The 12,606-nt window shown below is 39.4% G+C and carries 11 protein-coding genes; all 11 read left to right on the top strand.

Features of this window, described 5'->3' with window-relative positions; translation table 11 throughout:
• The first annotated feature begins 2 nt into the window (after positions 1 to 2).
• The 11 genes from N1I80_RS15125 to N1I80_RS15075 all read left to right on the top strand — a co-directional run bounded on the left by N1I80_RS15125 (position 3) and on the right by N1I80_RS15075 (position 12,605).
• Positions 3 to 860, top strand: a complete 858-nt coding sequence (locus tag N1I80_RS15125) for a PP2C family protein-serine/threonine phosphatase (protein ID WP_340738684.1) — start codon at positions 3 to 5, stop codon at positions 858 to 860.
• Positions 861 to 896: 36 nt separating this feature from the next.
• Positions 897 to 2,528, top strand: coding sequence for a PP2C family protein-serine/threonine phosphatase (locus tag N1I80_RS15120; protein ID WP_340738683.1), 1,632 nt, complete (start codon positions 897 to 899; stop codon positions 2,526 to 2,528).
• Positions 2,529 to 2,543: 15 nt separating this feature from the next.
• A complete protein-coding gene (locus N1I80_RS15115) occupies positions 2,544 to 3,818 on the top strand; it encodes a normocyte-binding protein (RefSeq protein WP_340738682.1) in 1,275 nt (424 codons plus the stop codon).
• On the top strand, positions 3,815 to 4,504 hold the full coding sequence (locus tag N1I80_RS15110) for an iron-dependent peroxidase (RefSeq protein WP_340738681.1): 690 nt from the start codon (positions 3,815 to 3,817) through the stop codon (positions 4,502 to 4,504). The genes N1I80_RS15115 and N1I80_RS15110 overlap by 4 nt, the downstream gene beginning before the upstream one ends.
• Positions 4,505 to 4,534: 30 nt before the next feature.
• Positions 4,535 to 7,189, top strand: coding sequence for a molecular chaperone (locus tag N1I80_RS15105; RefSeq protein ID WP_340738680.1), 2,655 nt, complete (start codon positions 4,535 to 4,537; stop codon positions 7,187 to 7,189).
• A 136-nt stretch (positions 7,190 to 7,325) separates the two neighbouring features.
• Complete coding sequence (locus N1I80_RS15100) at positions 7,326 to 8,102, top strand: DNA and RNA helicase (protein ID WP_340738679.1); 777 nt, start codon at positions 7,326 to 7,328, stop codon at positions 8,100 to 8,102.
• 32 nt (positions 8,103 to 8,134) lie between these two features.
• Complete coding sequence (locus N1I80_RS15095; protein ID WP_340738678.1) at positions 8,135 to 8,755, top strand: hypothetical protein; 621 nt, start codon at positions 8,135 to 8,137, stop codon at positions 8,753 to 8,755.
• A gap of 18 nt (positions 8,756 to 8,773) precedes the next feature.
• Positions 8,774 to 10,294 (top strand): phage baseplate assembly protein V, encoded by a 1,521-nt coding sequence (locus N1I80_RS15090; protein ID WP_340738677.1) that lies wholly within the window; start codon positions 8,774 to 8,776, stop codon positions 10,292 to 10,294.
• A gap of 15 nt (positions 10,295 to 10,309) precedes the next feature.
• Positions 10,310 to 11,407 carry a pentapeptide repeat-containing protein gene (locus tag N1I80_RS15085; RefSeq protein WP_340738676.1) on the top strand — a complete coding sequence of 366 codons (1,098 nt, stop codon included), beginning with the start codon at positions 10,310 to 10,312 and terminating at the stop codon, positions 11,405 to 11,407.
• Positions 11,408 to 11,660: 253 nt separating this feature from the next.
• Complete coding sequence (locus N1I80_RS15080) at positions 11,661 to 12,158, top strand: hypothetical protein (protein ID WP_340738675.1); 498 nt, start codon at positions 11,661 to 11,663, stop codon at positions 12,156 to 12,158.
• A 48-nt stretch (positions 12,159 to 12,206) separates the two neighbouring features.
• The gene (locus tag N1I80_RS15075; RefSeq protein WP_340738674.1) at positions 12,207 to 12,605 is read left to right on the top strand and encodes a DUF4280 domain-containing protein; all 399 of its coding nucleotides are present in this window, start codon (positions 12,207 to 12,209) and stop codon (positions 12,603 to 12,605) included.
• Position 12,606: the final 1 nt, after the last annotated feature.

The raw sequence follows: 12,606 nt of genomic DNA, 5'->3' as shown, positions 1-12,606 counted from the left end.
GAATGGAAGAACAAGGATTGATACCATACATAATTGTACTTGGATTTTTAATTGTACTTTTATTGTTACTTTTCATAAGGAAAAGTCTGGCGTTTCAAGGGACGAAGTTCAGTGTGGAAATCGGTAATGGACAGACGATAGGAAGACGCAAGGAGCAAGATGATTACTTCTCTACAGCTACAACTAAAAATGGCACGCTAGCTGTTTTAGCTGATGGTATTAGCGGATTAAAAAATGGCAGAATAGCGAGCACGCTTGTTGTGACAACATTTGTACGTGAGTACTCACAATTAGAACGACTCGATAATGTAGAAGATTTTTTCAGGAAAGTGGCCTTGCAAAGTAACAATCAGATTGTTCAACAGCTGAATGGCACAAGTGGTGGAACAACATTAGTTGCTGCCGTCATTGATGAACAAGGGTATTTACATTGGGGAGCAGTAGGGGATAGCATAATTACTATTTTTAGGAATGGTGAATTCATCCCGGTTAACCAAAAGCATACTTTTGAATCTATATTGGAGGAACGCTATCTTTCAGGGGAAATTACTGAGGTAGACGTCCAAAAAAATCCTATGAAAAAAAGATTGATTAATTATCTAGGGTACGAAGGGTATAAAAATATGGAAATTGGGAGAGAAGCTATCAAACTGAACAAGGGTGACAAGGTTTGTTTATATAGTGATGGTGTTTATAACAGTTTAACTGAAGTAGAAATGGAAAGAATTCTTTCTCAGAAGATAGCTCCATATGATATAGCTCAGGAAATCATTGAAGCGGTTGAACAGAAACGTCTGAAGAATCAAGATAACGCAACCATTGTGATACTAGAAAGAACAGCGGGGGACTTAGAGCTTTGATTCAACATGATAGTAAGCGGTATGAGGGGGATATGAATGAGGAAGGATAATAGTGAGTTCAAAACAAGCTTTTTATCCGAGGCAGGTTCTTTTATTCAAAATAAAGATTACTTTGCTTATATGGAGCTTGATGACGTAGCCTGCTGGGTCGTTGTGAAAGGATTAGACTCTGATCGGGAAGTCAATAGTGCTGAGTTAGCGGTAAAAGCTATATTGGAAAAATTTATGGAAAAACCGTCTATGTCTCGATCTAGAATTAAGAAATACATAAATAACGCGCAAGAGGTATTGCAGGCACAAAGCATCAGAGTGAGATTGAAAGCAAGCATTGTGATGGTTGTGTCGGATTATTCTAAAATAATCTGTGCTGTTGCGGGGAATTCTAGACTGTATCATTTTAGAAATGGACGATTGTTTTATCAGAGCAATGACCAAAGTCTAGCGCGCGAATTGCTCAATGGACCAGACTATTCTTTGGGGATTGACCACCACGAGGAGAGAAACAACCTTTTAAACTATCTCGGAAAACCAAATGCATTTCAACCCTTTGTTTCAAAGAAGATAAAGCTGATGGATGGAGATGCATTACTACTTTGTACCTCTGGTCTATGGGAAGAAGTTAGTGAGCTTGAAATGGCCGATGCTTTAGAGGGCGTAACAGAACCAGGACAATATACGGATGTCCTGGAAGAGGTTCTCTTAAGTAGACAAAAAAAAATCATTCAAAACTATACAATGGTTGCTATTTTTGCGAATAAGGTCTATTTAGAAAATAAAAAGAAAACAATGAAAACGATTAAACTCATTATTATTTCGCTATTTCTACTGCTATTAGTTGGAGGCGGAACGATTTTTTATAAAGTAAAAGAAGCTAAAAAAGCAGCTGAAATTACGGCTGAGATGCTTGAGCATGAGAAGACTGGAAATCTGTATTTCGATGATGGGAACTATGACGGCGCGCTAAAGGAATTTAGTGAAGGGCGAAATGCTGCTAAAAAGGTGAAAAACCCAATACATAGAAGCTTATTAGCTAAAAAACTAAGAATAACTCAGCTCATCATCGGCGGAGATAGTGAAGCGCAGGAAGGAAATCTAACGGAAGCCATCACAATGTATGAAAAGGCTTTAAAAGAAGGAAAACAAATCCAAAACTTTGGTACAGAGGAAGTCGAACTACGGATTACGAATATGGATGCGGTTGTTCAAATTCTGGACGCTGTCAAAGCAGGGGATTTCCGTTTTGAGGCGGAGGATTATAGTGGAGCACTGACCATCTATGAGAAAGCTAGAAAGCAAGCACTCGATATATCCTATGGTGGCGAATCGGACATCAAGGTGAAAATAGATGAGGCAAAAGAGAAAATAGCTGAATTAAAGAGGGCACAACAGGAATTGAAAGCAGAGGTTTTGGAGAAAAGTGGAGACCGCAGTTATGACGGCCAAGACTTTACCAAGGCTATTGAATCCTACACGCTTGCACAAGAAATTTTTCAGGAGACAGACTTACTTGCAAAAGTCTTGAGCGTTGAACGTAAGATCATGAATGCTAAGGAAAAGTTAAATCCTCCACCAGTTCCAGCTCCACAGGTTGTACCGAATGAACCACCTAGTGAATTGTACAATGAACTGATTGAGGAAAACCAGCCTTCAGATGTTGATGGAATGTAAGGAGGGATTACGCTAGTGAAAGAGTTTGTAGCAGATAGACTACGTAAGATAGAGGATCTTGAACAGCGCCAATTGCTAAAGGACATTGTGAGCGGAGTTTTTATGAATTTGGTGGAGTATCAAGAAGAGATGAATCGGAAATTAGAGGACCGCGTGTTTAATGAAATAGAAGACTGGGAGGACAACCATGATATCTATGTCACTTTGTGCGCAAAAGAAGACATTGATCCGATTCATGAATCTCTATACCCGATGATTCCATCTGATTTGGAGGCAAAGACACTCAATAACGAGGAAACGCTCGATTCGTTAAGGAAAAAGGAAGAGGTTACCCTCTTGACAATCTTTTTGGAGTCAGACTTTTCTGAAATCAAGACCTTGCTGACTCATCAAAGGGCTTTCGCAGGACGTATCCTCACAACAGATGGCCATTATGATATCCAGGTAAGCTTGCAGCAAAACAACAGCTATATTCAAGAGATGGAAAAACTATATCATATTTTTCAAACCAATGGGCTTGCTTGGAAAACAGTTAATAATCCCTTTGCTTATAAGTTTTTTGATGTGGTAGTTATAGATTGTCCGCAATTTAATACAGAGGAAGAAATTGTTGACGTGACGATTGACTTTGAGGAATTCGAAGAGAAAAAACGATTCGATATGATTCTATTATGGAATATTAAAAAAATCGACATTAAAAATATAGGATTCCCAATGCCCGCAGTGGACAAGGTGAACTATGAGCATGTGCTGTCGATTCGTAAAACAGGTATTGCGCATGGCTATCTTGTTGACGTGGAAGGGGACAGTATTCGTTATATTAAACGTTCAGACAATGAGATCACAATTGTCTGTCCACGGGAAAAGTCAGGAATATGGAAGTTACTTAAAATAACGAAGTTTGATAGAAATCAGGTCGGTAGCTTGAACTATGAGCTGGTGTCTAATCGAAGAGTCAATCGTTTTAGCAACAAATATGTGCATAAGCAGGCTGTGCTCGTGAAAACGAAGGGAGAAATCATCCGCATGGTCAATTCCTTTGAAGTATCTCAATCTGTCGAATTGGTTGATGTGGAAATAAGAGATAGACGGCTAGCTGAGAGGGAATGCTATCCTATGAATCCTTTTATAAGCGATCATATTGGTGATGACAGTAATAAGGAAGTCATGACTCTACTATTTAGGCCGCGTGAAGCGATTACCTTTATCTCAAATGACATAATGAGTTTTCTCGTTTCAGAAGTTCAAAGATACTTCTCAGAATATAGATGTGAGGGTAGCTGGTTATGAATTATATTTGGGACTTGTTAATAAAGGCTGAAAACGAAGGCTCAGGAAAACAGGAGATTCAATTTATCCCTGCGGATACTTATTCTCCATACATGGAATTGAGCAACGAAATGATTAATACACAGACGATTGATCAGATAGTCGAGGTCAATCCATATTATCGCTACTACGAAATTTTTAAAGATCTTTTTCCTCCTGAAGCTCAGGGAGAAGAAGAATTTAAAACTATTTTTTTTGATCTACTTCTCCACTTTTTGGCGGACATTGATCGAGTGCAAGGGATGAACAAACACGATTACTATGTTCGATTTGTCTTAAAGGATATTGAGGATGCTACATTTGGCAACAGCGTGAAAAGTAAGATGATTGGGTTTACGCAAAGGGAGAAAGAGCAGATCGCCGCGAATATTTTAAGACTGTATCAGACAGGAGAAGAAATTTACTTGCTGAAGGATACGATGAAAAAAATGTTTAAGGACTGCATCATTTATCTCAAATGTGAAGTGAAAGATGAGTTGCTTATTTATATTGGACAAGAGAAATGTGCCATTACACAATCAAAAGTTGACCTGATTTTAGAGATATTTCTTCCAATTCGATTTCACACAGAGATTTACTGGCAACAGCACTTTGGCATTATTGACGTAGAGGAGACAATGCAACTGGATAAGATTGCACTTTACTGAGCACCAATGGCAGACAGGGGGAGAAAGTAAATGACTGTTTACTCATATAAACTACATTCGAACAAAAAAATACACGACAAAAAATTGGCGAAGTATACGCGTGAAGCATTAATGGGCATGACAACATTTGAGCTAAGGAATATTTGTCACAAAGAGAAGCTTGTCACTAGCCTCATCAATCCTTTAGATCGTGAAAGTTTGATTCGAACGATTATTAAGTATCGGGGAGCCGAAGAAAGTCTACTCATCAAGGAAAAGAAAGAGGGCGGCTTTGAGCGAGTAGAAGGAGCGATTCAAAATTACTTAAATACCTTGCTCTCAGATAATGGTGACATAAAAACACCAGCCAAGATGAGCATTTATGCGGGGATGAAAATTGATGAGTTGGATAAGTATTTCGTTGAGGCTGGGGGACGACTCGTAGAATCGAATGTGTTATTGGTCAACGATCAGCTTGAGTTATGTGGGATTTTCAATTTAGTAAAAGATTTTCAGCAGCCGAATCGCTATTATTTTACTGCCGAAAAAGAAATAGGAATCAGGGATACGAAAAACAAAAACTACAGTTTTATATTTTTGAAAAAGCAGGACTCAGAGTACATTTATAAAACCTATTATCAAGAAAAACCGCTCCCTCCGATCAATCTCCATTACTATAAAATACCGATTCCAGACTTGGAAATAAAACAGCTTGAAACAACGAATGCCATTTTGGCTATTGACTTTGGGACGACGAATACAACGGCTGGTGTTTATTTGGATAGTGAGTACGTATCGTCTCCGTGTAGTCATGACCTATTGAATCAAAGAATTCGGTTAAATAACATTAACTTTGTTACTTTTCCGAATCGAGTCCACCAGGATGAGTGGATAGAAATAGTCCCTACTATTATGAGCGTGGCTGATTGTTCCGATCCTAATAAGATAAGCTATCATTTTGGCTATGATGCGTTACAGGGCATGAAGAAGTCTGGCTATACAAGCATAGCTAGTCATTTTCAAGGCATCAAAAGATGGGTGAATAATTATGCGAAGCTCGAAGAGGTAGTAGATGGACGTGGAAATACAGCAGTAGTGCCTAGAACCCAAATTTTAAGGGAGTTTCTCCTCTATATCATACGTACTGCGGAGCACCAGTTTAAATGCCGTTTCAAGCACCTGCATATCTCTAGTCCTGTAAAGATGAAAACTCAATTTATAGGGATGTTCAATCATATTTTACCGGAGTATAAGATAGAGTCCGACTATGCGCTCGATGAAGGAATGGCTGTGCTTTATAATACAATTGCTAACCAAATAGAAAACGATAGTTTCATGGATGGCGAGGAGTACAAAGCGCTTGTTATTGATTGTGGAGGAGGGACGACGGATCTTTCCTCTTGTAAATTCCGTATAGAGGATGGACATATTTCTTATAAGATTGATATTCATACGACTTATGAAAATGGGGATACCAATTTCGGCGGCAATAATATTACGTATCGAATTTTTCAATTTATGAAAATTGTTTTTGCTGACTATTACAGTCGGGGCAAGAGTATTTTTGATATTGATTTGCTCATTGATATTCCTGGTAAAGATATTTTTAGGCATGTCGATGAATTTGGACGTGAAGCGGTGTACGAACAGTTCGAAGCGGCTTTTGTTGAAGCGGAGGAAATTATACCTACACGCTTTAGAGAATATGAAAATAGAACGCGTGATGAGTATTTACGCGTAAGAAATAACTATTATTTTTTGTGGGAAATGGCAGAAGAAATGAAGAAGGAGTTTTTCCGTAAGACGGGTATGTTAAGAAATCGATTTAATGCTGAAGCTGGAGCTGGAGCCCACCAGCAGGATAGTGACTTAAATGTGACCGCGGTTGAACGCTGGTGCTTATCATTAGTAGAGGATCATCAATTTAGAGACGTGTATGACTATCCAAATGTCATTTTCAATATTAAGGAAATTAATCATTTAATCAAAGCTGATATCTATGATATTGTCAGAGGATTTTTAGAGGAGTTTTATCAGACTGGAGAGTTGGCGGAGTATTCGATTATTAAGCTGACGGGTCAATCATGTAAAATCGATGTCTTTAAAGAAGCTTTGAAGGAATTTGTGCCAGGTCGAAGTATTGAATTTAGGCAGAAAGCTGAAGATATCGGGCAAGTTCCAGACTTGAAGCTCGCTTGTCTTAGAGGGGCGATTCGATATCTGAATGCTAAAAAGATAGGCATGATTGAAACGAATATTACGAATCACGCTCCGATTGTTCCTTACGCAGTGAGTGCGTTCACGCATAATCGACAAGAAAAGATTTTAATCAGTAGTTTGGAAAGGCTCAATCAGATTCACGGGTCAATTTCTCGCCCTTGGGGTGTAGCGGAGGTTGAATTTTTCTTGCAGGGAAGTGAGAATACTACGGCTTATAAGTATATCTATTTAAGCCGCGTAGAAAACTATGCCCCGGTATTGTATGAGAATATTGCGAAACAGTATCAAGAGAAAATTCCACAAAATGAAACGGATTCAATCGTTAACGGTGAAGTGAAGTTTTTTGTTTTTGCTGGAGAAGATCATTGGGGCTTCCATGTCGTGCCGATAGCTAGAAGAAATGAGCAGTTGTATTTAGGAACGAAGGAGTTCTTTGCTTTTGAAACCGATTTGTCAGAGTTGGATTTCTTTGATGGGTTGAAGTAGGGCTAGAGAGTGCCCATTGAATACGCTTCGGCGCTTGGGAAGGATTGAACTATTATCCTTCCTTGGGGGAGCCGAAGATTACATAGAATGTATTGTTCAGCGTGTAGAGAAAAGTGTTTAAGGAGGTGGGCTGACGTTGTTTTATCATATCGTTCCTGATTTTCAAAAGGGGAGAGTATTGAAGAGAGAAATGCTAGAGAATCTGAGGGATTATCCGCGCAACATGACGGAAATCTATTTCCAAGATTATTCAGATGGCATCATTGCAGGGGCTCAAATTGTTGTGGAGGAAACGAACCTTGTGATTACGAAAGGAATCGTGAAACACAATGGTCGCGTGTATATGCTGGATGCCGACTACCTACTCCCTTATCACGCTGTAGGTAGGGAAACGCTTGTGAAAATTAGGTTTCATGAGGAGCAGCAGTCGTCTGACTTTATAGCCTATTCGACAGATGTGCTTCTCGATGATGTCCTACAGGTTGCGGAAAACGAACTTGAATTAGGGCGCTTTAAACTAAAACCAGGCGCAAGACTACGCTCTGTGTATGAAGACTTTCAAGATTTTGCTACGGAGTACAATACGGTCAATACAATCTATTGTCAATATGCTGGTTTTCAAACAACAACTTTTCATCCGCTCATCTTGCAATACTTTGCCAAAGAACTGCTTAGCAGCATGCCTTCCAATGCGTATGATATTTCTTTTGCCTTGCAATGCTTAAATCAGGATCGAATTCAGCGAGAGGTCATTTACTATTATTTAGCTAATAGGCTAGGTAAGGGGTATCGCGAGTATACCAATGAACAGATTCATCATTATTTAAGTCGTGTATTGCAAGAAGGTAAAGGATGGAATCGATCTACATCGGAGCAGAGCAGTCGTAGACCTCGTCAAATGATTGTCGAATAACGTAATGAATTGAAATAAAGGAGAGTGAAAAAATGAGTTTCATGGATGAAGAAATTATCGGGATGACGAAACAGGCAAGGCAGAAGAAGCGACTGGAGAACATTGACAATCAATTGTTACATACTGACATTGCGAAAGCGATTAAAGAAGGTCAGTTAATGATTGAAGATGACAAAATGGACTTTACGGAAATCAGTCTTTATGAGAATAAAATTCGGATGTGTATTCCGGCAACATTTGAAGTGATGGAACCTGAATTAATGGATATTAAATATCCATCCAGCCGTAGACCGGAGTATATCTATACAAGCGAGAGTACATCCATCAACGTCACGATGAAAATCATGGAGCAGCAGATTAAAGCGGAGGAATTAGAAGAGTTCACACAGACCATGATGACGATGCTTCATAAATTACAGCCAAGCGCAGATATGTTGGATATTGGCATAAAAGAAGTTAACGGTGTACAAATAGGCTATTTTGATTTCATCACGCCAGCATTAGATGACAAGATTTATAATTTAATGTTCTTGTTTATGGTAGGCGAGAATGTGACGATGGGCTCCATTAATTGTTTAAAAAAAGAGATGAATATTTGGAAACCCATTGCTTACGGCATGCTAGAATCTGTCTCAATCGAAAATAAATTATGATAAAGAAGGTGTTGTCTGATGGATTGGAAGTATGACATTCAAACAGGGAAGGAAACGGCCTTAACGTATAAAGATATGATTGTGATGCCCTATAATATTCGTGTCAGTCAAATCGAAATCACACAACAAATGAATGAGCATGCTACATTGCATTTAACGGGCTTGATACCAGAAGAACTCGAAGATTCTTATGTATATATGACAGATGCAGAAACGGCTATTGAAGTATTACAGATTGGCAGCGATGGAAAAACGATTCCTATTTTTAATGGGTTGGCAGTAGAAGTACAAGTGAAAACGGTTATGGGTACCTATTATTTAGAGGTTACAGCGGTTTCACATACGTATGTGCTAGATGTTAAGAAGAAAAACCAAACCTATCAAAATGCGCGTATGTCATATGGTGAATTAATAGATGCCTGTATTGCCGATCAACCAGGTGCAGATTTTATGGATTATGTGACAGAGGGGGCTACTCTTGGTAGCTTCACGATGCAATATTTAGAGACAGATTGGGAATTTCTTAAACGAATGGCGTCACGATTTCATACAGGCTTGGTGCCAGACACGGTTCACCCGACTGCCAAGTTTTACTTTGGTGTACCGTTTCAAGCTGGGGGCATAAAGGAAATGAAGGCCATCAATTATCGAGTTAAAAAGGCGATCGGCAACTTCCTTGTTTCAAGTAAAAATCATCTCGACGGTATTACCGATAGTGACTATATGTACTATGAAGTAGAATCGATTCAGCCATTCAAAATAGGCAATGAAGTTACTTTCCAATCTAAAAAATTATATGTATATAAAATCTTCTCAACGTTAAAAGATGGTTTACTCAAGCATATTTATACGTTAACACCTCAGAACGGTTTCAGTGTCCACACGACCTATAATCAAGCCATTATTGGTGCCTCTATTCAAGGTAAAGTAATTGATGTTGCAGGAGACAAAATTCGCATTTATGTCGATTTCGATGAAGGGCAAGAAAAAGATACGGCCTATTGGTTTCCCTACTCAACGATTTATGCATCAGAAGACAATACGGGATGGTATTTCATGCCGGAGCTATCTGACAATGTGAGAATTTACTTCCCAAGCAATCGTGAGAATGAAGGAATTGCAGTTAGTTCCGTATCCAAAGCGCCTCCGCAATCAGGTGCGATGTTGGCAGCAAGTAATCCAGCCAGCCAAGGTGGTCAATCAGGTGCGACACCACCAGAGGATAATCGCCAAGATCCAGGGCGGATGGCTGATCCAGATGTAAAAACACTTCGAACGAAGCATGGTAAACAAATTTTACTTGCACCGGATCGGATTGTTATATCTGGTGGAGGATTGATGATTACACTAATGGATGATAATGGAATATCCATAATAAGTGATAAAAATATTAATATACAAGCAACAGAGAAAGTCGTCATTAATGCAAAACAAATTATGATCAATGCGAACGAGAAAATAGAGATGATTTGTAAAGACAATTCAATCAAGATGGAAGACAAAATGGAGATTAAAGGAACAGAAGTACGAGCAAATTAATGAGGATGTGGGTGCATGAAACGAGAAGAAGCATTGCAGCATTTTATGGATGAATGCGTGTCAGTTCATGTCAGCCGGTTACAAGAGAAGATTGATCGACAGTTTCGCCAAGAGAAGGAAGGTTTGCTACAGCCAATCATTGACTCACTTGAAGAGCTGTTTGCAAATAGTAGAAATCAGCAAGCCCAAGAAAAGTTAGGACCAGTTGCCTTTATTCATCTCTCATTGCTGCGAACATCATTACTAGAAAACAAGTGTACGTATTTGTTAGAAGCATATGGCGAAACATGGTATTACGGTTGGGGAGAATGTACGGCACGGTATGAAGCGGAATGGCTGAGTGAGGCGATGATAGATTTACAAAAAACGCTTGAAAAAGAAAGAAAACCTTATCTCACCATCCAAGCAGCTGACATTCGAGGAATCATTCAACAGACAGTGATCCTGTTTCATCAGTATATCATTCAATTGGTACGCTATCTCTTTCGCTATCAACAAGACAGCGTACCTGAATTAGATTTTCAACGAGCGGCGTGCTTACGATTTCGCGTCGGGGAATATAAAGGGTTTAGTGAAGATGTAGGCATCATTGACGAACGGGAACGGGAGGAAAAAAGCCTTCTTGCATGGTTAGACAAACAAGAGACGGACAAATCGTATACATTTGAAAACTTCTCAAACCTACAATTACAGCAGAAACATTTTAACCAACTAGACTTTTCCTATGCGAATTTCAACGGCAGTGACTTAGCAGGTGCTTCGTTGAAACAAAGTATTTGCATGGGCACTAGTTTTGTAGATTGTGAGTTAGCCAATGTTGATTTTTCCTATGGAGTCATTCAAGATGCTGATTTTCGAAATGCCAATTTAGCAGGTGCTAATTTTACGCATGCACAGGGACAAATGCTGGTGCTATCTGATGCTGTGATTGCGGGTTATCTAGGAACTGATTTCAGTTATGCAAATTTGGAAAATGCAAGGTTTGAATTTGCACAAATTGCAGGTGCCAATTTTACAGGTGCCAATTTGAAAGGGGCTACCTTCTTTCAACGCGATCAGGAGAAATGTCTATTTAGCCCAGAGCAGATAGAAGGCATTCAGTGGATTCTTTAACTACGATAGTGTGATTTTGTCAAAAATTATTATATATGCTGAACTAAAGAATCCTAGTAACAACGCTCGGCGCTAGGGGATGCCTCTTGCGAAGGTAAAGGGATATTTTAGAGTCACACCTTATCATTAACTGTGTAATTTTTGCAAAGTACGCAAAAATTACACAAACCGAACCCTTTGTTGTTCGGTTGGCTACCCCGTTAGGGCGCCTTCGCTGGAGATTAGAGGGAACTTATAATTATGGGAGGAAAAGATGGAGTATTTTATTGTTCGGCAAGATCAGAGCATTACAAAACCAATCATTCCTTTTAAGACAGACCTCGATGATGATTTTGTCTGTTCGTCTGTATTCGGAGAAGTGGTAGAGAAAGAGAATGCGATTTATCTGGATTATTTGGAGAAGCCTCGAAGAATCGTGTCTGATGATTTGAAAGAGCTGCTAGCAAAATATGAGGATAACTTAGATTTTACAGCCATTGTGTTTACGGATGTAGGGAAAGGTACACAGCGTGTGCATTGGCTGATGGATATTGCGAGGAAGAACTGCATTTCCCATGAGGCGACTTATTATCCAGACGGACAACTGATGGAGCTCGTGATTGACCCGAAGAAGGTGGAGCTGGATTGTATTTTTCAAGTCGACGGCAAAAAGGAATCCTTCACTATCGTCAATTTAGAGGTGGCAGAAAGTATGCTGCGACGACCCTTTCTTGGAATCCAATTGCAGCGAGTAAAGCTAGAGAAACGATAGAATCTGTCTGCTAAATTACTCTAAAACATTATGAAAGGAAGATGTTTAATGGCTCAGGTTGTGGAAAATTTAGAAACGGAAAGTGCGGAACAGGAGCAATTTAGTTATGTGGTACACGGAGCAATCATTAGCTGTGAGCATGGAAGCCATCTGAATTATTTAAACTTACCGCAGGATCATGGTGTTTATATTAAGGGGAAGGCCGTGATGAATGTCGGAGATCGAACCCCTGAAAATATCCCAACCTTTGGCGTCTGCTTACAGTTGAAAAAACCGTGTACGCCTGCATGCTCCATTGATTGGCTGGAAGGGATGGAAAATGTCAATATCGAAGGGAAGCAAGCGTTGCTAAATCGCTGTCATACGCAATGTTCAGCGGGTGGAGGCAAAATCGATATTGTTCATGATGGGCAAGAGGAGTTGGACATACCGATACAAGGCTTTTAAA

Origin of the sequence: Sporosarcina sp. FSL K6-3457, assembly GCF_038007285.1 — a bacterium.
Classification (GTDB): domain Bacteria; phylum Bacillota; class Bacilli; order Bacillales_A; family Planococcaceae; genus Sporosarcina.
The sequence above is the reverse complement of the archived record's forward strand: the minus strand, read 5'-3'. Positions and strand labels throughout refer to the sequence as shown.